26 protein-coding genes and 2 tRNA genes are annotated in these 25,591 nt (G+C 66.7%); 10 read left to right on the top strand and 18 right to left on the bottom strand.

Going from position 1 to position 25,591, the window contains the following annotated elements; genetic code table 11:
- Positions 1 to 9: 9 nt before the first annotated feature.
- From ACSFA0_RS17360 to hemP, 3 genes are all read left to right on the top strand, one after another.
- A complete protein-coding gene (locus tag ACSFA0_RS17360; protein WP_435451511.1) occupies positions 10 to 720 on the top strand; it encodes a MotA/TolQ/ExbB proton channel family protein in 711 nt (236 codons plus the stop codon).
- A gap of 5 nt (positions 721 to 725) precedes the next feature.
- Complete coding sequence (locus ACSFA0_RS17355; RefSeq protein ID WP_435451510.1) at positions 726 to 1,142, top strand: ExbD/TolR family protein; 417 nt, start codon at positions 726 to 728, stop codon at positions 1,140 to 1,142.
- Between the two features lie 94 nt (positions 1,143 to 1,236).
- On the top strand, positions 1,237 to 1,449 hold the full coding sequence (gene hemP, locus ACSFA0_RS17350) for a hemin uptake protein HemP (RefSeq protein WP_435451509.1): 213 nt from the start codon (positions 1,237 to 1,239) through the stop codon (positions 1,447 to 1,449).
- A 185-nt stretch (positions 1,450 to 1,634) separates the two neighbouring features.
- On the opposite strand, the gene ACSFA0_RS17345 is transcribed toward hemP, so the two are convergent.
- Positions 1,635 to 2,042: a GlcG/HbpS family heme-binding protein gene (locus tag ACSFA0_RS17345; protein ID WP_435451508.1), complete on the bottom strand. Its 408-nt coding sequence runs from the start codon at positions 2,040 to 2,042 to the stop codon at positions 1,635 to 1,637.
- Positions 2,043 to 2,210: 168 nt separating this feature from the next.
- Between ACSFA0_RS17345 and ACSFA0_RS17340 the strand changes: the two genes are divergently transcribed.
- Complete coding sequence (locus ACSFA0_RS17340) at positions 2,211 to 2,912, top strand: Bax inhibitor-1/YccA family protein (RefSeq protein WP_435451507.1); 702 nt, start codon at positions 2,211 to 2,213, stop codon at positions 2,910 to 2,912.
- Positions 2,913 to 2,958: 46 nt separating this feature from the next.
- On the opposite strand, the gene rlmD is transcribed toward ACSFA0_RS17340, so the two are convergent.
- The 4 genes from rlmD to surE form a co-directional block, all read right to left on the bottom strand.
- Positions 2,959 to 4,404: a 23S rRNA (uracil(1939)-C(5))-methyltransferase RlmD gene (gene rlmD / locus ACSFA0_RS17335; RefSeq protein ID WP_435451506.1), complete on the bottom strand. Its 1,446-nt coding sequence runs from the start codon at positions 4,402 to 4,404 to the stop codon at positions 2,959 to 2,961.
- 70 nt (positions 4,405 to 4,474) lie between these two features.
- Complete coding sequence (locus ACSFA0_RS17330; RefSeq protein ID WP_435451505.1) at positions 4,475 to 5,377, bottom strand: peptidoglycan DD-metalloendopeptidase family protein; 903 nt, start codon at positions 5,375 to 5,377, stop codon at positions 4,475 to 4,477.
- A gap of 11 nt (positions 5,378 to 5,388) precedes the next feature.
- Positions 5,389 to 6,174 carry a protein-L-isoaspartate(D-aspartate) O-methyltransferase gene (locus tag ACSFA0_RS17325; RefSeq protein WP_435451504.1) on the bottom strand — a complete coding sequence of 262 codons (786 nt, stop codon included), beginning with the start codon at positions 6,172 to 6,174 and terminating at the stop codon, positions 5,389 to 5,391.
- 37 nt (positions 6,175 to 6,211) lie between these two features.
- Positions 6,212 to 6,970, bottom strand: coding sequence for a 5'/3'-nucleotidase SurE (gene surE, locus ACSFA0_RS17320; protein ID WP_435451503.1), 759 nt, complete (start codon positions 6,968 to 6,970; stop codon positions 6,212 to 6,214).
- A gap of 125 nt (positions 6,971 to 7,095) precedes the next feature.
- Here surE and ACSFA0_RS17315 point away from each other — a divergent pair, with 125 nt between their 5' ends.
- Positions 7,096 to 8,082 (top strand): NADPH:quinone oxidoreductase family protein, encoded by a 987-nt coding sequence (locus ACSFA0_RS17315; protein WP_435451502.1) that lies wholly within the window; start codon positions 7,096 to 7,098, stop codon positions 8,080 to 8,082.
- 88 nt (positions 8,083 to 8,170) lie between these two features.
- Here the strand turns inward: ACSFA0_RS17315 and ACSFA0_RS17310 are convergent, their stop codons facing one another.
- From ACSFA0_RS17310 to ACSFA0_RS17280, 7 genes are all read right to left on the bottom strand, one after another.
- The gene (locus ACSFA0_RS17310; protein ID WP_435451501.1) at positions 8,171 to 8,512 is read right to left on the bottom strand and encodes an H-NS histone family protein; all 342 of its coding nucleotides are present in this window, start codon (positions 8,510 to 8,512) and stop codon (positions 8,171 to 8,173) included.
- Positions 8,513 to 8,641: 129 nt separating this feature from the next.
- A tRNA-His gene (locus ACSFA0_RS17305) sits at positions 8,642 to 8,717 on the bottom strand.
- A gap of 29 nt (positions 8,718 to 8,746) precedes the next feature.
- Positions 8,747 to 10,657, bottom strand: coding sequence for a SurA N-terminal domain-containing protein (locus ACSFA0_RS17300; protein ID WP_435451500.1), 1,911 nt, complete (start codon positions 10,655 to 10,657; stop codon positions 8,747 to 8,749).
- Between the two features lie 75 nt (positions 10,658 to 10,732).
- A tRNA-Val gene (locus ACSFA0_RS17295) sits at positions 10,733 to 10,808 on the bottom strand.
- 16 nt (positions 10,809 to 10,824) lie between these two features.
- On the bottom strand, positions 10,825 to 11,097 hold the full coding sequence (locus ACSFA0_RS17290; RefSeq protein WP_140842779.1) for an HU family DNA-binding protein: 273 nt from the start codon (positions 11,095 to 11,097) through the stop codon (positions 10,825 to 10,827).
- 213 nt (positions 11,098 to 11,310) lie between these two features.
- A complete protein-coding gene (locus ACSFA0_RS17285) occupies positions 11,311 to 12,396 on the bottom strand; it encodes a tartrate dehydrogenase (RefSeq protein WP_435451499.1) in 1,086 nt (361 codons plus the stop codon).
- Positions 12,397 to 12,421: 25 nt separating this feature from the next.
- Positions 12,422 to 13,300: an alpha/beta fold hydrolase gene (locus tag ACSFA0_RS17280; RefSeq protein WP_435451498.1), complete on the bottom strand. Its 879-nt coding sequence runs from the start codon at positions 13,298 to 13,300 to the stop codon at positions 12,422 to 12,424.
- 74 nt (positions 13,301 to 13,374) lie between these two features.
- Here ACSFA0_RS17280 and ACSFA0_RS17275 point away from each other — a divergent pair, with 74 nt between their 5' ends.
- Entirely contained in the window at positions 13,375 to 14,301 is a 927-nt protein-coding gene (locus tag ACSFA0_RS17275; protein WP_435451497.1) for a LysR family transcriptional regulator, read from the top strand.
- Here the strand turns inward: ACSFA0_RS17275 and ACSFA0_RS17270 are convergent.
- The 3 genes from ACSFA0_RS17270 to uvrC are packed head-to-tail and all read right to left on the bottom strand — an operon-like array spanning position 14,298 to position 17,745.
- On the bottom strand, positions 14,298 to 15,182 hold the full coding sequence (locus tag ACSFA0_RS17270; RefSeq protein WP_435451496.1) for a DMT family transporter: 885 nt from the start codon (positions 15,180 to 15,182) through the stop codon (positions 14,298 to 14,300). The two genes, ACSFA0_RS17275 and ACSFA0_RS17270, sit on opposite strands and share 4 nt — an antisense overlap.
- Positions 15,179 to 15,745: a CDP-diacylglycerol--glycerol-3-phosphate 3-phosphatidyltransferase gene (gene pgsA / locus ACSFA0_RS17265; protein ID WP_435451495.1), complete on the bottom strand. Its 567-nt coding sequence runs from the start codon at positions 15,743 to 15,745 to the stop codon at positions 15,179 to 15,181. The genes ACSFA0_RS17270 and pgsA overlap by 4 nt, the downstream gene beginning before the upstream one ends.
- Positions 15,746 to 15,792: 47 nt before the next feature.
- Complete coding sequence (gene uvrC / locus ACSFA0_RS17260; protein WP_435451494.1) at positions 15,793 to 17,745, bottom strand: excinuclease ABC subunit UvrC; 1,953 nt, start codon at positions 17,743 to 17,745, stop codon at positions 15,793 to 15,795.
- A 61-nt stretch (positions 17,746 to 17,806) separates the two neighbouring features.
- Here uvrC and earP point away from each other — a divergent pair, with 61 nt between their 5' ends.
- The gene (gene earP, locus ACSFA0_RS17255; protein ID WP_435451493.1) at positions 17,807 to 18,895 is read left to right on the top strand and encodes an elongation factor P maturation arginine rhamnosyltransferase EarP; all 1,089 of its coding nucleotides are present in this window, start codon (positions 17,807 to 17,809) and stop codon (positions 18,893 to 18,895) included.
- Here earP and ACSFA0_RS17250 read toward each other — a convergent pair.
- Genes ACSFA0_RS17250 through ACSFA0_RS17240 form a run of 3 tightly spaced genes read right to left on the bottom strand, consistent with a single transcriptional unit; the run spans position 18,858 to position 21,719 of the window.
- On the bottom strand, positions 18,858 to 19,631 hold the full coding sequence (locus tag ACSFA0_RS17250) for an HpcH/HpaI aldolase family protein (RefSeq protein WP_435451492.1): 774 nt from the start codon (positions 19,629 to 19,631) through the stop codon (positions 18,858 to 18,860). The two genes, earP and ACSFA0_RS17250, sit on opposite strands and share 38 nt — an antisense overlap.
- Positions 19,628 to 21,049: an FAD-binding oxidoreductase gene (locus tag ACSFA0_RS17245; RefSeq protein WP_435451491.1), complete on the bottom strand. Its 1,422-nt coding sequence runs from the start codon at positions 21,047 to 21,049 to the stop codon at positions 19,628 to 19,630. The genes ACSFA0_RS17250 and ACSFA0_RS17245 overlap by 4 nt, the downstream gene beginning before the upstream one ends.
- Before the next feature lies 1 nt (position 21,050).
- On the bottom strand, positions 21,051 to 21,719 hold the full coding sequence (locus ACSFA0_RS17240) for an aspartate/glutamate racemase family protein (protein ID WP_435451490.1): 669 nt from the start codon (positions 21,717 to 21,719) through the stop codon (positions 21,051 to 21,053).
- Between the two features lie 132 nt (positions 21,720 to 21,851).
- Here ACSFA0_RS17240 and ACSFA0_RS17235 point away from each other — a divergent pair, with 132 nt between their 5' ends.
- The 3 genes from ACSFA0_RS17235 (at position 21,852) to ACSFA0_RS17225 (ending at position 25,591) form a co-directional block, all read left to right on the top strand.
- Positions 21,852 to 22,805 (top strand): LysR family transcriptional regulator, encoded by a 954-nt coding sequence (locus ACSFA0_RS17235; RefSeq protein ID WP_435451489.1) that lies wholly within the window; start codon positions 21,852 to 21,854, stop codon positions 22,803 to 22,805.
- 196 nt (positions 22,806 to 23,001) lie between these two features.
- Positions 23,002 to 23,937, top strand: coding sequence for a dihydrodipicolinate synthase family protein (locus tag ACSFA0_RS17230; RefSeq protein ID WP_435451488.1), 936 nt, complete (start codon positions 23,002 to 23,004; stop codon positions 23,935 to 23,937).
- A gap of 40 nt (positions 23,938 to 23,977) precedes the next feature.
- Positions 23,978 to 25,591 carry an ABC transporter substrate-binding protein gene (locus ACSFA0_RS17225; RefSeq protein ID WP_435451487.1) on the top strand — a complete coding sequence of 538 codons (1,614 nt, stop codon included), beginning with the start codon at positions 23,978 to 23,980 and terminating at the stop codon, positions 25,589 to 25,591.

Raw genomic sequence — 25,591 nt, 5'->3', positions numbered from 1 at the left:
CAGCTTCGAATGAATTCTCAATTTGGCCTGATGAACGTATGGAGTCAGGGCGACTTCGTCACCAAGGCCGTCGCCGTGCTGCTGATCGGCATGTCGCTCGCGTCCTGGATCGTGATCTTCATCAAGGCGCTCGACGTCATCAAATACAAGCGCCTGGCGAAGCATTCGCAGGACTTCTGGCACAGCGAGGACTTCGCCACCGCCCTGAACAAGCTGGGCAAGGACGACAGCAACCCCTTCCGCGCCCTGGCGCTGGAAGGCCGGGAAGCCGCCGCGCACCACCGCAACACGAAGGCCCACCTGCATGACGCGCTCGACGTGAGCGACTGGATCACCCGCTCGCTGCGCAACGGCATCGACGAGTTCACCGCCCGCCTTCAATCCGGCCTGGCCATCCTGGCGTCGGTCGGTTCGACCGCGCCTTTCATCGGCCTCTTCGGCACGGTGTGGGGGATCTATCACGCGCTGATGAGCATCGGCTCGGCCGGCCAGGCCACCATCGACAAGGTCGCCGGCCCGATCGGCGAGGCGCTGATCATGACGGCCCTGGGCCTGGCGGTCGCCATTCCTGCGGTGCTGGGCTACAACGCCCTGGTGCGCGGCAACAAGTTCGTGCTGACCAAGCTCAACAGCTTCGCGCACGACCTGCACGCCTACTTCGTGACCGGCGCGCGCGTGCAGTCGACCGACGCGACCATCGTGCCGCTCAAGAAAGGGTAACCGTCATGGCCTTCGGAACCCAAGACGAGCCCGATGAGGTGATGAACGAGATCAACATGACGCCGCTGGTCGACGTCATGCTGGTGCTGCTCATCATCTTCATCATCACGGTGCCGGTAATGAAGCACGCCGTGAACATCGACCTGCCGCAGGCGACCAGCGAGCCGGAACAGACCAAGCCGCAGAACATCCTGTTCACCGTGGCGGCCGACGGCACCTACTACTGGAACGAGAACAAGATCGAGGACAGCGCGCTGAAGACGCTGCTGGCCGCCGAGGCCGCCAAGGCCCCGCAGCCGGAACTGCACATCCGCGGCGACAAGGCGGTTCGCTATGAGCGCGTCGCGCAGGCGATGTCGGCGGCGCGCGAAGCCGGCGTGCGCAAGATCGGATTCATCACCGAGCCCGACGCGGCGAAGTAAGGGCGATGAAGACTGAAAAGAAATTGATCGCGGCGATTGACTCTTTTATTGCGAATCATTATCATTCAGCTATCGTCTCGACAAAGGAAGCCAGATGCCCGCTACCCCCAACGCCTTCTCCGTTCTGAGCCACCCTTCGCTCGATCAATCGGGTAGCGGCACCGTGTCGCCTCAGACCACCCGCCCGGCGGCCCTGGTCGAGAGCACCGACCTGCTGCGCGGCAGCAAGACCGTCGGCATCATGCACAACGGCTCGCTCTACCGGCTCCAGGCCACCAAACTCGGCAAGCTGATCCTCACCAAGTAGTCGATCAGCCCGCCCCTCGCGCAAGTTTCATCGTGGGGCGACTCGAGGAGATCACTCTCCGAAGGGTCGTTTTTTGCTAGCCAACGGTTCGCCGACTAGCCAAGCTTTTTTTCCACCTTGACACCGCTTCAACGAAAACGCCGACCCTCGGGTCGGCGTTTTGCTTTGTGCCCTGGGGCGGCGGATCAGAGGCCGAGCGCAGCGATGCCGGCCTTGGCGATCTGCGCATCTTCGTTCGACTTCACGCCACTCACGCCCACCGCGCCGATCACGTGGCCGTCCTTCACGATCGGCACGCCGCCTTCGAGCAGGCCTTCCACCAGCGGCGCCGTCAGGAACGCGGTCCGGCCGCCGTTGATGATGTCTTCGTAGACCTTGCTGTCACGACGGCCCATGGCCGCGGTGTGTGCCTTGGCGGGCGCGATGTGCGACGACAGCGCCGCGGCGCCGTCCAGGCGCTGCAGCCACAGGAGGTTGCCGGCGTCGTCCGAGATCGCGATCGTCACGGCCCAGTTGTTCTTCAGCGCCTCGGCTTCTGCGGCTGCCGCGACGGCCTTGACATCGGCGAGTTCGAGAAAGGACTTGGTCTTCATGGCTGGACAGTGGTGAAACGGTTGGAAAAGCCCGAGAGCATAGCGCGGCCGTTCGCGGGCGTTCCCGAATGCCGGAGCAGGGGCTTGAGATTTTTGTCACGAATCGTCCAGCCCCCGTCCTAAAATACGAGCCGACCTGCATTCGCAGCCAACCCAGGAGTTTCAGCAATGAACGACCGCGTCAACACCCTCGACACTGCCGTCGGCTATGGCCAGACCCTGCCGCAGGCGGAACGCCAGCGCGTTCTGCGCAACACTTACTGGCTGCTGGCCCTGAGCCTGCTGCCCACCGTCCTGGGCGCCTGGATGGGCGTGGCCACCGGCATCACCCGCTCGCTCACGGGCGGCCTCGGCCTGATCGTGTTTCTCGGCGGCGCCTTCGGTTTCATGTACGCCATCGAGAAGACCAAGAACTCGGCCGCCGGCGTCCCGGTGCTATTGGCCTTCACCTTCTTCATGGGCTTGATGCTGTCGCGGCTCATCGCAATGGTGCTGGGCTTCAAGAACGGCTCCGACCTCATCATGATTGCCTTCGGTGGCACGGCCGGCGTATTCTTCGCCATGGCATCGCTCGCCACGGTCATCAAGCGCGACCTGTCGAGCATGGGCAAATGGCTCTTCGTCGGCGCCATGGTGCTGATGGTGGGTGCGGTCATCAACATCTTCGTGGGCTCGAGCGCCGGCATGATGGCGATCTCGGTGGCGGCCATTGCGATCTTCTCGGCCTACATGCTGTACGACCTGAAGCAGATCATGGATGGCGGCGAGACCAACTACATCAGCGCGACGCTTGCGCTGTATTTGGACCTCTTCAACGTGTTCCAGAGCCTGCTGGCGTTGCTCGGCATCTTCGGCGGCGAGCGCGACTGATCGGTTCGCTCGCTCCAGAAAAGAAAGGCCCCGTCGGGGCCTTTCTTCATGGCCGATCGAAAACGGCGATCGACTCGACGTGCGCCGTGTGCGGAAACATGTTCACGACGCCGGCGGCTGTGCACCGATAACCCGCCTGGTGCACCAGCAGACCGGCGTCGCGCGCCAGCGTCGACGGATTGCAACTCACGTAGACGATGCGCTTCGGCGCCGTCCAGCCTGGCGGCAGACCACCCTCCTGCTGATTCAGATCGGCCAAGGCCTTGGCCAGCGCGAAGGCGCCTTCGCGCGGCGGGTCGACCAGCCACTTGTCGGCGGCGCCGTCGGCCACCAGCATCTCCGGCGTCATCTCGAACAGGTTGCGCGCGACGAAGCGCGCCGGCGCCAGCGCAGCGCGCGGCGGCACAGCGGGGCGATTGCGCTCGAAGTTGTCGGTCGCGCGGGCGACCAGGGTGTCGCTTCCTTCGATCCCCAGCACTTCGCGCGCCCGCGTGGCCAGCGGCAGCGTGAAGTTGCCCAGGCCGCAGAACCAGTCGATCACGCGCTCGTCGCGCTGCACATCCAGCAGCCGAAGGGCCCGCCCGACCAGTGCGCGGTTGATGTGCGGATTGACCTGTGTGAAGTCCGTCGGCTTGAACGGCATCGTCACGCCGAAGGCCGGCAAGGCATAAGACAGCACCGGGCCGCCCTCGTCCAGCAGCCTGACGGTGTCCGGCCCCTTGGGCTGCAGCCACCACTGCACGCCCGCATTGAGCGAGGCGAAGTCGCGCAGGCGCTGCAGATCCCTGTCCGAGAGCGGCTCGAGGTGACGCAGCACCAGGGCGATCACGCCCAGGCTTGTGCCGTCCGGCGCGTCGCCGCAGGCCAGCTCGATCTGCGGGCAGGTGGCGTGGGCATCGAGCGAGCCGATGAGCGCGCGCAGCGGCATCAGCATGTCGCTCACGCGCACCGGCAGCACGGGGCACACCTGCATGTCCGCGAGGTAGCGGCTCTTGCGCTCGTGAAAACCGATCAGCACCGTGCCCTTCTTCACCACATGGCGCACCGACAGGCGCGCGCGGTAACGGTAGTGCCAGGCCGGCCCTTCCAGCGGACGCAACATGTTTTCGGGCTTCACCTTGCCGAGGTGCCAGAGGTTGTCTTCCAGCGCGCGCTGCTTGACCGCCACCTGGGCCGCCGCGTCGAGGTGCTGCATCTTGCATCCACCGCAGGCGCCGGTGTGCAGCCCGAAGTGCGGACAGCCAGGGCGCACGCGTTGCGACGACTCGCGGCGAATGGCCGTGACCGTGCCTTGGGCCCAATTGTTTTTCTTGCGGTGCTGGTTGAACTGCACCTCCTCGAACGGCAAGGCGCCTTCGATGAATACCACCATGCCATCGGCCTTGTGGGCCACGCCCTGGGCATCGAGGTCGAGCGACTCGACGGTCAGCCATTCATCACGGGCAGCGGGGGCACCTGGGGCCGCACCGCCTTCTTCTGTCTTTTCGGTCATCGGGGAATTGTCTCAGGCGGCGCGATGCCGCACGGCGCGTCGGGCACGCCGTGGTGTCGAACGGCGATGGCTACTGGCGCGAGGGCAGATAGCGCGCCGGATCGACCGGTTTACCCTGGCGGCGGATCTCGAAGTGGAGCTTCACGCGGTCGGCATCGCTGTTGCCCATTTCCGCGATCTTCTGCCCCTTCTGCACCGACTGGTCTTCCTTCACCAGCAGCGCCTGGTTGTGCGCATAGGCGGTCAGGTAGGTGTTGTTGTGCTTGAGGATGATGAGGTTGCCGTAGCCACGCAACCCGGCGCCGGCGTACACCACGCGCCCGTCGGCCGCGGCCAGCACCGAATCTCCGGCCTTGCCACTGATGTCCAGGCCCTTGTTCTTCGCCTCGTCGAAGCCGGCGATGAGCGTGCCGTGCGCTGGCCAGATCCAGCCGAGGTCTTCGTCCCCGGACGCGGCGGCAGGCGGGGTCGCTGGCTTGGCCGGAGCGCTCGCCGCCGCCACCGGCGCAGTGGGGCTCGATGGCGTGATGGCCGGTTGCGGTACCACCGGCCGTGTGACCACGCCATTGGGCTCGACCGTGGTCGGGGCCGCGGCGGCCACAGCGGCGCCCGGTGCGATCACCCGCAGGACCTGCCCGACTTCGATCAGGTCGGGATTGTCGAGATTGTTCCAACGTGCGATGTTCTGCCAAGTCTGGCCGGTTTCGTTCGCGATGCGACGGATGGTGTCACCCGGGCGCACGGCGTAGTAGCCGGGCTTGCCGTAGTTCTCGATGCCCGGCAGCGGTTTGCCGGACGCGTCGGTGGTGATCGGAGGGACGCCTGGCCCCGCAACGGTCCCGCCGCCGGGGCGAGCCATGATGCCGCGGTCTTCCACCGGCACAGGACCGCTCGGCGAAGCACACCCTGCAAGCACGAGCATCGACGCCAACATCAAACCAGCCGCCCAGCGCCGATTGCCAAATCCCTGCATGTGTTCGTCCTTCAAGCAATCCCCGATTTTAGGGGGACAAAATGAACCGCCTCAAGAACGCGGCGTTGCAGGCCCGTGACGGTTTTATCGATCACGACCAATGCTTGTCCGCCGCCAGGCGAATGCGTCGGCGCCACGATGCGCCCGCCGACCGCCAACTGCTCGACCCAGGCGTCAGGCACGGCCTCGCCGCCCGCTGCCGCGATGATGCCGGCGTACGGCCCACCCTTGGCATAGCCCACCATGCCGTCACCGAGCAAAAGGTGCACAGTCGCCAGCCGGAACGGTCGCAGGTTCGTCCGCGCCCGCTCGTGCAGGCCGCGCAGCCGCTCGATGCTGTAGACCTCGCTTGCCACGTGGCTCAGGACCGTGGCCTGGTAGCCGCAGCCGGTGCCGATTTCCAGCACCCGGCCCAACCGGTCGTTCGGCTTGCCGGCGAGCGCGGGTGCGCCCAGCAGCAGTTCGATCATGCGCGCCACCACATTCGGCTTGGAGATCGTCTGGCCCAGGCCGATCGGCAGGCTCGTGTCTTCGTACGCCTGGTTGACCAGCGCGCTGTCGACGAAAAGATGCCGTTCGACCGCGCCCATCGCCCGCAGCACGCGCACATCGGCCACGCCCTGGGCGGCCAGACGCTGCACCATCCGGGCACGGATGGCATCGGAGGCCATCGACGGCGTGGTCGATACCAGCGGGCGAACAGGCACGGCGGGTTGCCGACCCCGGGTGACGGCAGACGCCGTCGGCGTGAGACGTATGGGAAACCCGGGCCTCGAAGGCGGCTTGGCGGACGACATCAGCGGCTCGCTCCGCCGCGCGGCATGGCGCCCACGGTCACCGCAGCAGACGCGTCACGGTGTCGCGCCACTGCCCGAGGTTGGCATGGTCGGTGAGATCGATCTGCAGCGGCGTGAGCGCGACGTGGCCTTCGGCCGTGGCATGGAAGTCGGTGCCTTCGCCGCTGTCCTTGGCACTGCCGGCGCCGGCGATCCAGTACATGGTCTCGCCGCGCGGGCTCTCCTGCGTGATCACCTTTTCCGCCGCATGGCGGCGCCCGAGGCGGCACACCTTGATCGGCTTGAGCTCATCGAAGGGTCGGTTGGGGATGTTGACGTTGAGCAACCACGCGGGGCCTTCGAGCATGCGCTCGCGCTCGATGCGCTCGACCAGGCGGCGCGCCACACGGGCCGCCGAATCGACATGCGCCCAGCCTTTCTCGATCTGCGAGAAGGCGATGGCCGGAACGCCGAAGAGGTACGCCTCCATCGCCGCGCCGACGGTCCCGGAATAGATGGTGTCGTCGCCCATGTTGGCGCCGTTGTTGATCCCGGAGACGACCAGGTCGGGCTTGTAGCCCAGTAGCCCCTTGAGCGCGATATGCACGCAGTCAGCCGGCGTGCCCGTGACGTAGCGAAAGCCGTTGTGGGCCGTATGTACGTACAGCGGCGCGGCCAGCGTCAGGGCATTCGACTTGGCGCTGTTGTTGTGCTCGGGGGCGATGACCTCGACATCGGCGAAGTCCTTGAGCGCGTCGTACAGGGCGACGATGCCGGGCGCCTGAAAGCCGTCGTCGTTGGAAATGAGTATCTTCATGGCGTCTTGGAGTGCGCGCGATTGTAGGCGCCGGGTCGGTCGCCGCAGGGACAAGAAGCGCGCACCAGCCACCCTATCATGGCCCGCATTCCCCGTCCGAGCGATCCATCGAAGGAGACATCTGCATGCATGCCTGGCTTTGCGAAAACCCCACCGGCGTCGACGCGCTGAATTGGAAAGAACTGCCCACCCCCACGCCCGGCCCGGGGCAGGTGCTCATCGAGATCAAGGCGGCCAGCCTGAACTTTCCCGACCTGCTGATCGTCCAGAACAAATACCAGATGAAGCCGCCCCTGCCCTTCGTGCCAGGCTCGGAATACGCTGGCGTCGTGCAGGCCATCGGCGAAGGCGTCACGGATCTGAAGCCCGGTCAGAACGTGGCTTGCCTCTCCGGCACCGGCGGCTTCGGCACCCACGTGATCGCGCCCGCTGCGCAGTGCATGCCCTTGCCCGCAGGCTTCGATCTGGTCGACGCCGCCGCCTTCATCATGACCTACGGCACGTCGTGGCACGCCCTCATGGACCGGGCGCAATTGAAGGCCGGGGAGACCGTGCTGGTCCTCGGTGCCGCGGGCGGAGTGGGAACGGCTGCGATCCAGATCGCGAAGGCAGCAGGCGCGACGGTGATCGCCGCAGCATCGACCGACGAGAAGTGTGCGCTCTGCGAATCGCTGGGCGCCGATCGCAGCATCAACTACACGTCCCACGCGCTGCCGACCGGCTTCCGCGATGCAATCAAGGAAGCCACGGGCGGCCGAGGGCCCGACGTGATCTACGACCCGGTCGGTGGCGACTTCGCCGAACCGGCGTTCCGATCCATTGCATGGCGCGGGCGCTACCTCGTCGTCGGATTCGCGGGCGGCGGCATTCCTGCGTTGCCGCTCAACCTGACGTTGCTCAAAGGCGCATCGATCGTCGGTGTCTTCTGGGGCGACTTCGCGCGCCGCGAACCAAAAGCGAATGCGCAGATGATGTCCGAATTGGCAACATGGTATGCGCAGGGAAAGATCAAACCCGTGATCGACAGCACCATGCCCATGGCCGAATTGAAAGCCGCCTACGCGCACATGGGTTCACGGGGCGTCAAGGGAAAGCTGGTGATGGTGAACTGAACCCGCGCTGGAGCCAGCACCATCACAATGAAAAAGCCCGCATCTGCGGGCCTTTTCATTGCGCCAACGACGCGAATGCGATCACCGGTTACTTGATCTCGTAGTCCGACAGCGACTTGCCCGCTGCCAGCGCCTCTGTCACCCAACGGGGCTTGCGGCCACGGCCGCCCGACCACGTCTCACCCGCCGGGCCACGGTACTTTGCGGCCTTTGCAGGCGACGCGCTCATGTTGCGCTTGCCACCCGTCGCCCGGGTCGACAGCTTGAGATCCGCTGCCGTCAAACCGAATTCCGCAATCTTCTGGCGAATCTCCTCGATCACACCTGCGCGTTCGTGATTGCGCAGCTCCTCCGCCTGCTTACGCAATTGCGCAATGTGCTCTTCGTTCTTCTTGATCTGCGAATTGATGTCGGCGAGCGTCGATGCCATTTGAGCGTCCCAGGGTCGGTTAAAGGAAAGCCGAATTTTAATTCAGAACGCAATAGCCGCAAGTACACAAAAGCCGCAATGACAAAAAAAAGCGCCCGTCTTACAACGGGCGCTTTTATACGAAGCAGTTGGGGTGGCTGATGGGACTCGAACCCACGACGACCAGAATCACAATCTGGGACTCTACCAGCTGAGCTACAGCCACCGCAGAGCCGTCGATTATAGCGTGAGAAATCAGCGGCCGGCTACCTGGTTCAACTCAGGCCGGGGCACCAGGATCTCCGCCTTGTAGCGTGCCTTCAGCACGTTGTAATAAGCGAGGTTCTCGGCCGCAGCCACAGCCTGTGCGAACTGTTCGCTCTCCTGCTTTGCGACGTCTGGCGCCGCCACCGCGCGACCCAGGCGCTTGACGACGCGCAACACGGCGTAGCCGTCGGCACCCAGATCGACGCCTGCGAAGGCAGGCAACTGCGTCGCATCGGCGCGCAGTGCGGCTTCGACGATCGGTTGTGGCTGCGACTGCGGATCGACGCGCGACAGCGTCACCGGTGCCGCCAACGTGGCGCCCGCAGCATTGCTGCGCCAGGCCGCCAGCTTGGCTTCGCCTTCGGCCTTGGCGAGCGCCGCCGCCTTCTCGGCCACCAACTGTGTGCGGACCTTGTCCTTCACCTCGGTCAGCGGCACGGTGCGCGCGGGCGCGTATTGCACGACCCGGCCCGACGCGAGCTGGTTCGGGCCGATCTCGATGGCTTCCGTGTTGTGCTTGCGCTCGAGCGTGTCTTGCGCGAACAGCGCCTTCAGGAAATTGGCGCTGGCCAGTGCCCCCGTGGCGCCAGGCGCCGGCGCGCGGGCGACGTCGCTGGCCTTCCGGATGGTGAGCTTGAGCTTGTCCGCAGCCGGCTGCAGGCTGTCGGGCTGCTGGTACACCGCATCGGTGAAGGCCTCGGCAGCCTTCGCGAATTCCTGCGTGGCCTGCTGGCCGCGGACCTCGTTCTCGATGGCAGCGCGCGCCTGCTCGAAGGGCTGAACCACGCCTGGCTTGATGTCGTCGAGCTTGATGATGTGGTAACCAAATTCGGTCTCGACGACATTGCTGATCTCGCCCTTCTTCAGCGAGAACATCGCGTCCTCGAAGGGTTTGACCATCGCGCCGCGCGACACGAAGTCGAGGTCGCCGCCCTTCTCCGCGGAACCCGGATCCTGCGAATTCTTGCGGGCGACCGCAGCGAATGTCGCTGGCGCCTGCTTGACCTCGGCCAGGAGTTGTTCGGCCTTCGCACGGGCGGCGTCGCGCTCGGACTTCGAGGCGCTGGAGGGTGCGGTGATGAGGATGTGGCTGGCGCGTCGCTCTTCAGGCGTGCCGAAGCGGGCGCTGTTCTGCTCGTAGTAGCTCTTGAGGTCGGCATCGCTCACCGAGATGTTCTTCTTGGCCGCATCCATGTCGAGCACCAGGTACTCGACGCTCGCCTGCTCGGGTGCCTGGAACTGTGCGGTGTGGTCCTTGTAGTAGGTCTCGATGTCCGCGTCGGTCACCGCGACCTTCGATGTGAAGTCGGCCGGATTGAAGCGCGCGATCTGCACCTCGCGGCGGTCAAAGAAGGCGTCGAGCGTCGGCTGTGCCTGGGCCGGTGTCGCGAAGGCCGTGCCCGTCACACCCAGCAGCACCTGCTGCGTCGCCATGCTGCCGCGCACCGCCGCTTCGTACTGCTCGGGGGTCTGACCGGTGGCCATCTGGAAGCGCTCGCGGTCGAAGCGGCCGTCTGCGGTGCGGAAGGACGCCAGGCCCGCGTCTTCGGCGAACATGCGGGTCAACCGCTCTTCAGAAACCGTCATGTTCGTCTTCGCGGCCGCGGCGGCCAGCACGCGGTCGCGCACCATGCGCTCGAGCGTCGCGTAGCGCGCGGCGTCCGAATCGAGCAAGGCCGGGTCGATGTTGGGCGACTGGCGGCGAATGCGGTCGACCTCGTTGCGATGCTGCATGTCCCATTCAGGGCGCGTGATGTCTTGGCCGTCGACACGCGCGACCTTCTCGCCCTTCTCGTCACCTTGATAGCGATCGACACCGAACAGGACGAATGACGGAATGATCAGCACGAACAAGACGCCCATGACGATCTTGTTGTACTTGCGGAAGAACTCGAACATGCTTGAACGCTCTCTCTGTGACGGTTGCCGATGGCACAACAAAAAAGGCGAACTCGTGTTCGCCTTATTGCCGGGTGGTGGGTGCTGAGGGGCTCGAACCCCCGACCTACGCCTTGTAAGGGCGCCGCTCTACCAGCTGAGCTAAGCACCCCCGAGGAAGGAGTATCTCAGTTCAGCGCGTCTTTGAGCGCCTTGCCGGGACGGAACTTCGGGATCTTGGCGGCTTTGATTTTAATCGCGTCGCCAGTGCGCGGATTCCGACCGGTGCGCGCAGCGCGCTTGCCCACTGCGAAAGTCCCGAAACCGACGAGCGACACAGAGTTGCCCTTCTTGAGCGTGGTTCGAATGGCGCCGATGGTGGACTCGAGTGCGCGCGTGGCAGCGGCTTTGGAAATATCGGCGTTTTTTGCGATGTGCTCAATCAGTTCGGTCTTGTTCACAAGAAGGGCCCCTCAGAGGAAAAGTGGATCGGCGTCAGGTGCGATGGCCGGCCCCACGATGGAACCTCTGGCGCGCGAAGGATGGCAGGCTGACGTGTCGACAGCGGGCTGCCGACGACGATTACAACCACAGGGCTACGGGGTGTCAATAAGTCACACGGCCGCTCGCCCGGCGGGGAGCGCGATTTTAGGGGTGTTTCGTGAACTCGTTTTTCAGAGCGCCTGCGCGATCGCGCGACCCAGATCCGCCGTGCCCGCAGTGCCACCGATGTCGCGCGTGCGCGGTGCGCCGCTCTGTGGTGCGAGCACCTTCTCGATGGCCGCGAGGATCGCGTCGTGCGCGTCCTTGTGGCCGAGAAACTCCAGCATCATCGCGCCGCACCAGATCTGGCCGATGGGGTTCGCGATGCCCTGCCCCGCGATGTCGGGCGCCGACCCATGCACCGGCTCGAACAGCGACGGCGTGGTGCGCTCGGGGTTGAGGTTGGCGCTCGGTGCGATGCCGATCGTGCCGGTGCAGGCCGGCCCGAGGTCCGACAGGATGTCGCCGAAGAGGTTGCTGGCCACCACCACGTCGAAGAAATCGGGCCGCTGCACGAAGTGCGCCGTGAGGATGTCGATGTGAAACTTGTCGAGCGTGATGCCGGGGTAGTTCTTCGCCATCGCGGCCACCCGCTCGTCCCAGTACGGCATGGTGATCGAGATACCGTTCGACTTCGTCGCGCTGGTCAGATGCTTCTTCGGGCGCGACTGCGCGAGCTCGAAGGCGAACTTCAACACACGGTCCACGCCGATGCGCGACATCACCGTTTCCTGCACCACGATCTCGCGTGGCGTGCCTTCGTACATGCGGCCGCCGATGCTCGAATACTCGCCTTCGGTGTTCTCGCGCACGATGTACATGTCGATCTCGCCAGGCTGGCGCGGCGTGCCGTCGCGGCGCACCACCGGCGCGATGATGCCGGGCATGAGGCGGGCCGGGCGCAGGTTGATGTACTGGTCGAACTCGCGGCGGAACAACAGCAGCGACCCCCACAACGAGATGTGATCGGGGATCTTCTCGGGCCAGCCGACCGCACCGAAGTAGATGGCGTCGTGGCCGCCGATCTGATCCTTCCAGTCGTCGGGCAGCATCTTGCCGTGCTTCTCGCAATAGTCCCAGCTCGAGAAGTCGAAGTGGTCGAACTTCAGGTCGATGCCGAACTTGCGTGCTGCGGCGTCCAGCACGCGGATGCCCTCGGGCATGGTCTCCTTGCCGATGCCGTCGCCGGCGATGACTGCGATGCGATGGGTACTCATGGAAAAGTCCTTGGAAGTTGTTGTCTCAGGGTCTGAAGAAAGAGAGGGCTTCGCGCACGACGTCGTCCGGCGCCTCTTCGGGAATGTAGTGACCGCACGGCACGGTGCCGCCCGACACGTCGTCGGCGCGCTCGCGCCACAGCGCGAGCACGTCGAAGCATCGGCCCACCACGCCGTGCGCGCCCCACAGCACGCGAATCGGCTGCATCAGGCGACGACCCGCCGCGATGTCTTCGCGGTCATGGTCGAGGTCGATGCCGGCCGAGGCGCGATAGTCCTCGCACACCGCTTCGGCCGTGCCCGGAATCGCTGCACAGCGTTCGTATTCCGCCAGGGCCTCCGGGGCAAAGGGCGCCAGACCCGCATGCCGACCACCCATCACGCTGCGCACGTAGCGCGACGGGTCGGACGCGAGCAATGCCTCCGGCAAGGGCGGCGGCTGGATCAGGAAGAACCAGTGCCAGTAGGCACGCGCAAAGGCCTCGGAGGTGTTCTCGTACATCGCGAGCGTGGGCGCGATATCGAGCAGCAGCATCCGCTCGACGGCCTGCGGGTGATCGGCCGCCAAACGATGCGCCACGCGCGCACCGCGGTCATGCGCGAGCACCTGGAAAAGATCGAAGCCGTGGTGCTGCATCACCGCCATCGCGTCGGCCGCCATCTCGCGCTTGCTGTAGACACGGTGCTCGGCGTCCGGCTTCGGCCGGCCCGAGTCGCCGTAGCCGCGCAAGTCCATCAGGACGACCGTGAAGCGCTGGGCGAGCAAGGGCGCGACGCGGTGCCAGATCACATGGGTCTGCGGATGCCCGTGCAGCAACAGCAAGGCGGGGCCTCGGCCACCGATGCGCCCGTGGAGCACGACGCCGTCGCGGGCCACGTCGAAGGGAGTGAATTCATTCAGCACCGCGCGATTGTGCGTTGCCGTCCGCAAGGCTTCAAGCAACAATCATCGAATTGATTATTTCCTGTGGGGCCGTAATGGAACGTGCCGATCTTGAACTCGTGACCACTGTGCACGCGCGGGGCAGCCTCTCTGCGGCCGCCGTGTCGCTGGGCGTCGCGCCCTCGGTCGTGACCAAGCGGCTGGCGGCGCTGGAAGCCCGGCTCGGGCAGCGCCTGTTCGAGCGGACGACACGTCGCTTGCACCTCACGCCCGAGGGCGAGGCGGTGTGCCTGCACGCGGAGAAGCTGCTCGAAGGCTTCGCAGCCCTGGAAGCTGATCTGAGCGATCGCCAGATCGCCCTGCGCGGCCCCTTGCGCATCGCAGCCACACTGGGCTTCGGCCGCCGCTGGCTCGGGCCGGCGCTCGCCGAATTCCAGCAGCGCCACCCGGCGCTGCAGATCGACCTGACGCTGAGCGAGCGCCTGCCCGACCTGGGTGCCGACCGCTACGACGGCGCGCTGTGGCTGTGGTCGGTGCAAGGCGCGCGGAGTTCGCAATGGACTTCGCGCCGCCTCGCGCGCAACCAGCGCATCGTCGTCGCGTCGCCCGCGTACCTGGCGCACCAAGGCACGCCGCGCGAGCCGGCCGACCTGGCCAGCCACGCCTGCCTGGTCGTCCATGAGAACGCCGAAGCCCACGGCGCCTCGCCTTCGCACTGGACGCTCAAACACGACAAGGACAGCGCGCTGGTGCGGGTGCGCGTGCAAGGCCCGCTGTCGAGCAATTCGGGCGAGCTGGTGCGCGACTGGTGCCTGGCCGGCCGCGGCGTGATGCTGCGCAGCCTGTGGGACATCGCACCGCAGATCGCATCGGGTGAGCTGCGTCGCGTGCTGCCGCAGTACGCCATGCCCGACGCGGACATCCACTGGATCGCGCCGTGGCGCCCGAAAACGCCCCGTCGTGTGCGCCTGCTGGTGGACTTTCTGGCCGAGCAGTTCCGCGGTGAGCCCTGGAAGCCCTAGCCTCTCGGCGCCCGCACCACCAGGCTCACACCGATCGCCGTGATCGCCGTGCCGAGCAGTGTCAGCGCCGTGATCGGCTCCGAGAACAGCAGCCACGCCATGATCGCGGTGGTGGGCGGCACCAGGTACAGCAGGCTGGTCACGGCCGCAGCGGAGCCGCGCTGGATCAAGATATAGAAGAGCGAGCTGCCGCCCAGCGACAGCACCAGCACCGACCAGGCCATGGCGCCGATCGACTGCGCATTCCAAACGATCGGCACTGTCTCCAGCAGCGCCAGGGGAAGCGTCGCCACCAGGGCGGCAGCGAACTGCACCACGCTCGCGCTGCGCACGTCGCAAGACGCCACGAAGCGCTTCTGGTAGAGCGTGCCGGCCGTGATCGACAGCAGTGCTGCCACGGCCAGCGACATCGTCTGAAGGCTCACCTCGCCACCGTCGCCGAACTTGCGTGACACCACCAGCACCAGCCCGGTCAGGCCCAGCAGCAGCCCCGCCCACTGACGCCGCGTGATACTGCCGCCGCGCATCGACAGCCACACGCCGGTGAGCACCGGCTGCAAACCGACCAACAGCGCCACCAGGCCGGAACCCATGCCGATGCGCACTGCCGCCCAGACACCTGCGAGGTAGCCTGCCTGAACCAGCACGCCGGTCACCATCAGGTGTCCCCACTGCGCGCGCGTGGACGGCCAGGCGACGCGCGCTAGCACCGCCCACAACCCGAAGGCGGCGAAGGTCAGCGCATAGCGCACGGCGAGAAATTTGAGGGGCGGCGCATGCGGCATGCCATAGCGCGCCACGATGAAGCCGGTCGCCCAGATGAGGACGAACACGCCCGGCATCAAGCGCAACCAGCCTGCGGCGCGCGCCGCGGCCGTCATTTCGCGCGGGCCCGGATCTCGGGGATGGCCTTCTGCAGGTAGTACACCATCGACCAGACGGTGAGCACGGCAGAGATCCAGATCAGCCACTGGCCCCACACGCCGGTCTCGATGACGCCGAACAGGACGCCGTCGAACAGCAGGAAGGGGATGGCCACCATCTGCACCACCGTCTTGACCTTGCCGATCATGTGGACCGCCACGCTTTTGCCGGCGCCGATCTGCGCCATCCACTCGCGCAGCGCGGAGATGGCGATCTCGCGGCCGATGATGATGAGGGCGACGAACACGTCGGTGCGGTTGAGGTGCACCAGCACCAGCAGCGACGCGCACACCAGGAACTTGTCGGCCACCGGGTCGAGAAAGGCGCCGAAGGCCGAAGTCTGATTGAGCTTGCGTGCCAGGAAGCCGTCGAGCCAGTCGGTAGCCGCGAACACGATGAACATCACCGTGGCGATGATGTTGCGCATCGGCTCGGCGATCGGCAGGTAGAACACGCCCACGATCAGCGGAATCGCGACGATGCGCGTCCAGGTCATGATGGTTGGCAGGGTCCAGAACATGCACTGATTGTGCATGACCGGCATGACCCCTCTCGTAGGCTGCGAGCTCAGTGCAAGGCGCGGTAAATTTCCTCGGCCAGGTCGATGGCGATGCCCTCGACCGAGGCGATGTCTTCCACGCTGGCCGACGCCACGCCCCGGATGCCGCCGAAGCGCTGCAGCAGCCGCGCGCGCCGCTTCGGTCCGATGCCCGGAATGTCCTCCAGCTGGCTGCCGCCGACCCGCACCTTGGCGCGCTTGGCGCGCATGCCGGTGATGGCGAAACGGTGCGCCTCGTCGCGGATTTGCGCGACCAGCATCAGCGCGGCCGAATCGCGGCCGAGGTACACCTTCTCGCGGCCGTCGGCGAACACCAGTTCTTCCAGGCCGACCTTGCGGCCCTCGCCCTTCTCGACACCGACGATCAGCGACAGCGGCAGGCCCAGCTCGCCGAACACTTCGCGCGCCATCGACACCTGGCCCTTGCCACCGTCGACCAGCACCAGGTCGGGCATGCGCGCAGCCTTGGTGGCGGGCGGAGCGTCGCTGCCTGCGCCGTCGGCATCGCCCGGCGGCGGGGCATCGCTTTCGGCGGCGATCGCCTCGGCCAGCTTGCCGTAGCGGCGATGCAGCACCTGGCGCATCGCCGCGTAGTCGTCGCCCGGCGTGATGCCGTCGATGTTGTAGCGGCGGTATTCGCGGTTCTGCATGGCGTGGTGCTCGAACACCACGCACGAGGCCTGCGTCGCCTCGCCGGCAGTGTGCGAGATGTCGAAGCACTCCACGCGGAAGTTGTCGAGATCGTCGGGGGCCAGCTCGAGCGCGTCGACCAGCGCGCGCGTGCGCGCCTGCTGCGAGCCCTCTTCTGCCAGCAGACGGGCCAGTTGCAGCTGCGCGTTCGTCTGCGCCATCTCCAGCCAGTGGCGGCGCTGCTCGCGCGGCTGGAACACCGCCGTGATGCGCGTGCCCGACTGCTGCGACACCGCCTCGATCAGCTCGCGGCTGACCTGCTCGCTCAGCACCAGCGTGGCGGGCACCGCGACGTCGATGTAGTGCTGGGCGATGAAGGCCTCGAGCACCTGCGACTCGACCGACACGGCATCGGGGCTGCCTTCGGATTCGCGCTCGCTGTCGTACATCTGCGCCGCGTCGTCCACATGCACCGGGAAATACGCCCTGTCCCCCAGGTGCCGGCCGCCGCGCACCATGGCCAGGTTGACGCAGGCGCGCCCGCCCTGCACCTGCACGGCCAGGATGTCGACGTCCTTGTCGGAGGCGATCTCGATCGATTGCTGGTGCAGCACCCGCGACAGCGCCGACATCTGGTTGCGCAGCTCGGCCGCCTGCTCGAACTGCAGCTTCTCGGCATGCGCCGTCATGCGCGATTCGAGCTGGCTCAGCACCACCTGCGTGTCGCCCATCAAAAAGGCCTCGGCGTTCGCAACGTCGTGCGCGTAGGCCTCGGGCGTGATGTAGCCCACGCACGGCCCGGTGCAGCGCTTGATCTGGTAGAGCAGGCAGGGCCGCGTTCGGTTGGCGTACACCGTGTCTTCGCAGGTGCGCAACTTGAACACCTTCTGCAGCAGCTGGATCGACTCCTTCACCGCCCAGGCGCTCGGGTAAGGCCCGAAGTAGCGGTGCTTGCGGTCGGTCGCGCCGCGGTAGTAGGCCAGGCGCGGAAAGGTGTGCGCCGCGATCTTCAGGTACGGGTAGCTCTTGTCGTCGCGAAACAGGATGTTGTAGCGCGGCTTGAGCGTCTTGATGAGGTTGTTCTCGAGCAGCAGCGCCTCGGCCTCGGAGCGCACCACGGTCGTCTCCATGCGCACGATCTTGCTGATCATGTGGCCGATGCGGGTGCCGCCATGGCTCTTCTGGAAGTAGTTGGCGACCCGCTTCTTCAGGTTGCGCGCCTTGCCCACATACAGCACGGCGCCGGCCGAGTCGAAATAGCGGTAGACGCCCGGCAGGTTGGGCAGGGCGGCGACTTCGCTGAGCAGTTGATCGGAATGCACGTCGGACATGCGGCTATTGTCGCGCCGCGTCGCAAAGCCCCAGGCGCGACAATCCCGGGCGGAGGCATGCATGCGCTGGGACATCTTCTGCAAGGTCATCGACAACTTCGGCGACATCGCCATCTGCTGGCGGCTGGCCTGCCAGCTGGCGCAGCGCGGTGCGCGGGTGCGGCTGTGGGCCGACGACCCGAGCGCGCTCGCCTGGCTGGCGCCGGACGGCTGCGAGGGTGTCGCCGTCGTCCCCTGGTCCGACCCGACCGCCGTTGCGCGGGCCGCGGCAGAGGCCGCACCCGACGTCCTGATCGAGGCCTTCGGCTGCGACCCCGCCCCGGAAGTGCTGGCGCGCTTTGCGTCCAGCGGCGGCCGGACCTGGATCAACCTCGAATACCTCTCCGCCGAACCCTACGTGGAGCGCCTGCACCGGCTGCCCTCCCCCGTCTTCCGCGGACCCGGCGAGGGGCTGACCAAGCACTTCTTCTACCCCGGCTTCACACCCGGCACCGGCGGTCTGCTGCGCGAGGACGATCTGCCGGCGCGTCAAGCGGCCTTCGATCGCAACGAGTGGCTGGCAGCGCGAGGCCTTCCGTCGCAAGGCGAGCGACTGGTCTCGCTGTTCTGCTACGAGCCGCCTGCGCTGGCGCAATTGCTCGAGCAACTGGCCGCCGCGCCGACACCGCAGCGCCTGCTCGTCACCGCCGGGCGCGCGACCGCCGCCGTGCAGGCGGCCTGGCCCACACCGGGTGGCGCCCTGTCCGTCTCGTTCCTGCCGCTGATGTCGCAACGCGACTACGACGAGTTGCTGTGGGCCTGCGACTTCAACTTCGTGCGCGGTGAGGATTCGGTGATCCGCGCGCTCTGGGCCGGTCGCGCCTTCGCCTGGCAGATCTACCCGCAGGACGACGATGTGCACCACGTCAAGCTCGAGGCCTTTCTCGACGCGATGGACGCGCCGCCCGCGTGGCGCGGCTTCCACCGAGCCTGGAACGGCGTGGGCGATGCGCCACTGGTTTGGCCCGATGCGTCCGCGCAGGACGCCTGGGCCGCCGCTGCACAGCGCGCTCGCTCCCGCCTGCTCGCGCAGGACGACCTGGCCACCCAGCTCGCGCGCTTCGTCGACGCGCTCAGCGGCCCTGCAGGGCCACGTCGCGCAACGCCTTGAGAATGATCCCCGCCGTGTTGCTCGCGACATAGCGCGCGCCCCAGGCGGCATAGCGCGCCTCTTCTTCCGGAGTCAGCGCCAGGATGCCGGGGCACTTGCCTTCAGCAGCGACCGCCTTCAGCGCGCTCTCGATGGCCGCCTGCACTGGCGGCTCGTTCCAGCGGTTGTCGAAGCCCATGCTGTGCGCCAGGTCGTTCGGCCCGACGAACACGGCATCGACACCCGGCACCGCCGCGATGGCCGCGGCGTTGGCCACACCCTCCGGCGTCTCGATCATCACGATCAGCGCGACGCCGTCGTTGCTCAATGCGGTGTGCGCCGTGCCGCCGAAGGCGCCGTAGCCGGCCGCACGCGTCGAGAAGGCCGCGCCGCGCAGGCCCGGTTGCCCGCGGGTCGGGTACTTCACGCGCTGCACCAATGAAGCGGCATGCGCCGCGGTGTCGACCATCGGAATCTGCACCGCGCTCACGCCCAGGTCGAGCGTGCGTGCCATGTCGTGCTCGAGGCAGCGCACCACCGTCGGGATGCCGCTGGCGCGGGCGGCGCGCAGCATGTGTTCGGTGGTCTCGAGACCCGCGCTGCCGTGCTCGTTGTCGAGCAGCACGAAGTCGAAGCCCGCGAAGGCGCACATCTCGACGATGGCCGGCGAGGGGATGCCGTTGAACACGCCGCGAAGCAGGCGGCCGCTGCGCAGCATCTCCGGCAGCCGGGTGTCGATCGGGTGCTGCGCGCTCACAGCAGCTTGCCCGGGTTCATCAGGTGGTTGGGGTCCATGGCCTGCTTGATGCGCAGCATCAACTCCAGCTCGACCGGCGACTTGTAGATACGCAGTTCGTCGCGGCGCAGCTGGCCCACACCGTGCTCTGCGCTGATGCTGCCGCCGTAGTCGGTCACCAGCTGGTGCACCACGGCATTGAGCTCGTGCGTGCGCTGCTTGAGCGCGTCGTAGCCGGCATCGGGCGGCATCAGCACGTTGTAGTGCAGGTTGCCGTCGCCGAGGTGGCCGAAGTTGACGATGCGCGCGTCGGGCATGCAGGCCAGCACGTCCTGCTCGGCCTGCGCGACGAAGGACGCGAGCGACGAGATCGGGAGCGCGATGTCGTGCTTGATCGCCTTGCCCGCACGCACCTGCGCTTGCGAGATGCCTTCGCGCAGCTTCCACAGGGCCATCGTCTGCGCCTCGCTGGTCGACAGCATCACGTCGTTCGTCAGGCCGGCTTCCATCGATTCGCCGAGCGATTCCTCGAGCAGTTCGCGCAAACCCACCTGGTCGTCGGTGTCGCTCAGTTCGATCAGCGCGTTGAAGGGCGCCGGCTGCGCGAGCGGCGCGCGCGTGTCGGTCACCTGGTCGAGCACCAGCTGCAACGACGCGGCGGTCATCATCTCGAAGGCCGTCAGGCGTTCGCCGCAGCGCGTGCGCATCAGGCTCAGCAGGTCGACCAGCTTCCCGAGCGACTCGGCGCCGACCCAGGCCGTGGCATGCGCCCTGGGCTGCGGAAACAGCTTGAGCACGACACCGGTGATGACACCCAGCGTGCCTTCGGAGCCGATGAAGAGCCCCTTGAGGTCGTAGCCGGTGTTGTCCTTGCGCAGCCCGCGCAGGCCGTGCCAGATACGGCCATCGGGCAGCACCACTTCGAGCCCCAGCACCAGGTCGCGCGTGTTGCCGTAGCGCAGCACCGCGATGCCGCCGGCGTTGGTAGCGACATTGCCACCGACCGTGCAGCTGCCCTGCGCCCCCAGGCTGAGCGGGAAGAAGCGGTCGACGCTGCGCGCCGCGTCGTGCGCATGCGCGAGGATCACGCCGGCATCCACGGTCAACGTGTTGTTGATCGGGTCGATGGCGCGGACCCGGTTCATGCGCGTGGTGCTCAGCACCACCTGCGCACCGCTGGCATCGGGCGTCGCGCCGCCGCTCATGCCGGTGTTGCCGCCCTGCGTGACGACGGGCGTGTGCGTTTCGCTGCACAGCTTCACCACGGCCGCGGTTTCGGCCGTGTTGGCGGGCCGCACGACGACGGGCGTGGCGCCCGTCCATTTGCCGAGCCAGTCGGTCAGGTACGGCGCTTGCGCCTCGGCATCGGTCAGCAGTCCGGCCGGGCCGACGAGCGCGTGCAGCTTGTTGATCAGGCGCTGGATGGCGACTTCGGACATGTCAGCAGCCTTCCCAGCCGAGCTGCACCCGCGCGATCGCCATCCCGACCGCCGCCTGTGTCGGCTCCACCACCGCGATGCCCAGCGCCTCTTGCAGCGGCGCACGGTAGGCGGCCATGCCGGCACAGCCCATGACGATCACGTCGGCGCAGCGCTCGTCGCGCAAGCGGCGGCCGACTTCCGTCATGCGCGCCAGGGTGCGGTCGTACTGCGCGAGCTCCTGCACGTTCAGGCCGATGGCCAACTCGCCAGCGAAGCGGCCCATGACGCCCATCGCGCCATAGCTGCGCAGGTGGCGTGGGATCGACGGGTCGAGGATGGCGATCACGCCGAAGCGCTCGCCCAGCGTCAGCGCGGTGAGCACGCCGCACTCGCCGATGCCGAGCACCGGCTGCTTCACGCGCTCGCGCAGCACGTACAGGCCAGGGTCGCTGTAGCAGGCGATGACGAAGGCCGACGCCTCCGCGGCGAGCGCGTCGGCGCGCAGGGCCAGCGGCTGCGCCACCGACTGCACGTCCAAGTGCGTCACGATGCCCGGCGGCCCTTCGGCCAGCGTCAGACAGCGGATCTCCGGGCCGCCCGCCAAGCGCAGCGGCGCCATGGCCGCGTCGATGCCGGCCGTGACCACTTCGCTGCTGTTGGGGTTGATGACGTAGATCGGCGGTTTCATGCGGGCGCGCTCCTGGGGGGTGCATTCCAGTCTAGGTGCGGGTCGGGGGCACGCTCCTTGCTTTTTCATCGGCCACCCTTAACGTTTGGTTATGCACTCGTCGCTTCAGCGACGCATGCAGAAGCCGCCGACATGTCCCTCAATCTGCGTCAAATCGAAGTCTTCCGTGCCGTCATGACCACCGGCTCGATCCGCGGTGCGTCGGAGCTGCTCTTCGTCTCGCAACCCGCCGTGAGCCGGTTGCTGTCGCACACCGAAAGCCGCGTCGGCTTCGCGCTGTTCGAGCGCATCAAGGGCCGGCTCTACGCCACGCCGGAGGCCAAGAAGCTGTTCCACGAAATCGAGCGCATGTACCAGGGGGTGCAGCGCGTGAACGAACTCGCCCAGGAGCTGGCCGAGAACCGCGAAGGCATCCTCAACATCGTGTCGAGCCCGAGCATCGGGCAGATGATGATTCCGCAGGCCATCGCCGCCTTCCGCGAGGCACACCCGCAGGTCAAGCTCACCTTCCAGTACCTCGGCTATGCCCCGTTGAAGGAACGGCTGCTCAACCACCAGGCCGACCTCGGCATCACCATTCTTCCGGTCGACCACCCCAACCTCGACGTGACGCCGCTGGCGCAAGGCCAGCTGGTGTGCATCTGCCCCTACAACCATCCGCTGTCGCGCCTGTCCACGCTCACGCTGGCCGACATGCGGCCCTACCCGCTCATCTCGTACGACCGCGCCACGCCCTTCGGCGTGATCCTCGAGCGCATGTACGAGGCTGCCGACGAGGCGCTCAAGTCCGCCATCGAAGTGGGCTCGCCGCAGAACGCCTGTTCGCTGGTGCAGGCGGGCGCGGGTATCGCCCTGGTCGACGAGTTTTCGGTGCGCAACTGGCCGACCCACCAGCTCATCGTGCGGCCGGTGGTCAACGCGCCGGTGTTGCAGGCCAACCTCGTGCACCCGCGCTTCGACCCGCTGTCGACGCTGGCGCAACGCTTCGTGCGCGTGCTGCGCGAGCTGATGCAGCGCCAGGGCTTCGAGTGCCCACACGACACCGGCCACGCGCTCACCGCCGCACTGGCGGAGGCGGCGCACTGAAGTCTGCCGCGCACCAGCTTCGCGAACGGTGCCACCGTGTTGGTGCGCGCTGCGCACCGCTTCGGCCCCGAGATCACCGGACTTAACCGCAGGTTAAGGATGCCGCACACAAAGGCACGCGACATGCGCGGAGCCGACATCAAGAATGCGCACGACCCCGGTCATCCCGTGCGATGACCGACGCCACGGAGCCTTCATGACTGTCAATGCCCCCGCCAACGCTTCTCTCGCCGCGCCCTCGGGCGTCTACGTGATCTGTCCCACGCCCTTCCAGGCCGACGGCGCGCTCGACCTCGCCAGCATCGGCACGCTGGTCGAGTTCCAGGTGCGCGCCGGCGTGGCGGGCCTGGCCATCCTCGGCTTCCTCGGCGAGGCGCACAAGCTGTCGAGCCAGGAGCGCCGCACGGTCGTCGACACCTTCGTGCGCTGCGCGGAAGGCCGCCTGCCCGTGTGGGTCGGCGTGCGAGCACTCGGACTGGCCGGTGCCATCGAGCAGGCGCTCGAAGCGCAGGAACTCGGTGCGACGGCGGTGTTCGCGGCGCCGCTCGACAACGCGTCGGATGCGATGCAGTTCGAGTACTACGCGACGCTGGCCAAGTCGGTCGCCATCCCCGTGATCATTCACGACTTCCCCGATTCCTTCGGCACCGAGATCAAGGCCGAGGTCGTGGCCAGGCTGGGCCGCGAAGGCGGCGTCGGCATGATCAAGATGGAAGAGCCACCGGTCGGCCAGAAGATCACGCGCATCCGCGAACTCGCCGGCGACAGCATGCGCATCTTCGGCGGACTGGGCGGCGTCTACCTGCTCGAAGAGCTGCAGCGCGGCGCCGTCGGCACCATGACCGGCTTCGCCTTCCCCGAGATCCTCGCGGCCATCTACGCACGTTTCGCCGCCGGCGACGAAGCCGGCGCGGCCGCCGTGTACGACAAGTACTGCCCCCTCATCCGCTACGAGTTCCAGCCCAAGATCGGCCTGGCCCTGCGCAAGTACATCTACATGCGCCGCGGCGCCATCGCCTGCAACGCGATCCGCTCGCCGGGCATGCGCATCGACGACATCACCACGCGCGAACTCGAAGCCGTGGTCCAGCGCGTGGGCCTGGCGGTCGATGCGCCACCGCTCACGTTCTGACCTCCCGCCATCCCCTTTTTCATTGATCGAGAGCGAAACCATGAAGACCCAGCGACTCCCCCTCTTCGTTGCCTCCGCCATCGCGATGTCGGTCGCGCTCCTGAGCGCGCCCGCGTCGGCCCAGTCCCGCGCCGAGACCATGCGCTTCGTCACCGGCGGCACCGTCAACACGCTCGACCCGACCATGCTCGGCACCACGCGCGAGGCCTTCACCGTCGGCATGAGCACCTACGACCGGCTCGTCTCCTTCGGCAAGAAGAAGCAGGGCGACAACTGGGTGTTCGACCTGGAGAACATCCGCGGCGAACTGGCCGAGCGCTTCGTCATCGCCCCCGACGGCCTGAAGATCACCTTCTACCTGCGCAAGGACGCGAAGTTCCAGGACGGCACGCCCGTCACCGCCGACGACGTGAAGTGGTCACTCGACCGCGCGGTCAGCGCCAAGTCGCTGGCCGCCGCGCAGCTGCTGACCGGCTCGATGACCAAGCCCGAGCAATTCAAGGTGATCGACGCCAGCACCTTCGAGGTCACGCTGCCCAAGCCCGACCGACTGGCGCTCTCGAACCTGGCGACGGTCTACCCGATCATCATCAACTCGAAGGTCGCCAAGTTGCACGCGACGGCCGAAGACCCGTGGGCGCAGACCTGGCTGAAGGAAAACACCGCCGGCAGCGGTGCCTACAGCGTCGAGACCTTCAAGCCGGGCGAGCAGATCATCCTCAAGCGCAACGAGGCCTGGACGCGCAGCGCCGACGGCAAGCCGGCCCCCTTCAAGCGCGTGATCGCGCAGACCATCCCGGAAGCCGCGACACGCGCCAACCTGGTCGAGCGCGGCGATGCCGACCTGGCCATCGACCTGCAGGCCAACGACGCCGCATCCCTCGCCACCAAGGGCAAGGTCAAGGTCATCTCGACGCCGCAGTACAACGCGGTCAGCTTCATCTCGTTCAACACGCAGATGGCCCCCTTCAACAACGTCAAGGTGCGCCAGGCCATCGCCTACGCGCTGCCTTACGACGACATGTTCAAGGCCGCGCTCTTCGGCCGCGGCAAGCCGCTGTTCAACGCGACCTGGACCGACGGCCCGCCGAGCGCCGAGTTCCCGATCCCGCAACCGGTGAAGCTCGACCTGGCGAAGGCCAAGCAGCTGCTGACGGAGGCCGGCTTCCCGAACGGCTTCGAGACGTCTTTCGCCTTCAACCTGGGCCAGGCCAACATCGCCGAGCCGATGGCCGCGCTGATCAAGGAATCGCTCGCCAAGATCGGCATCAAGGTCGACATCCAGAAGCTGCCCGACGCACAGATGTCCACGCTCATCAACGAGAAGAAGGCGCCCTTCTTCACCGAGAACATCGTGGCCTGGCTGCCGTCGAACGACTACTTCTATCGCAACTTCTACACCGGCAACCAGCGCTGGAACTACAGCTCGCTGAACGACCCGAAGCTGGTCGAGATCGCCGAGAAGGCGCGTTTCGAGACCGACCCGGCCAAATACGCCGGCTACGCCAAGCAGCTCAATGCGATGGCCTTCGACCTGATGGCGCAGATCCCGATCTGGCAGGCCAGCCAGGACGCGGTGATGGTGCCGTCGCTCGACGGCTACGTCTACCAGTTCCATCGCCAGGTCGACTTCCGCGACGTGCGCCGCAAGTAA

Source organism: Variovorax restrictus, from assembly GCF_051216715.1.
Taxonomy (GTDB): Bacteria; Pseudomonadota; Gammaproteobacteria; order Burkholderiales; family Burkholderiaceae_C; genus Variovorax.
Note: the sequence above shows the minus strand (reverse complement) of the source record. Positions and strands in the feature narration are given on the sequence as shown.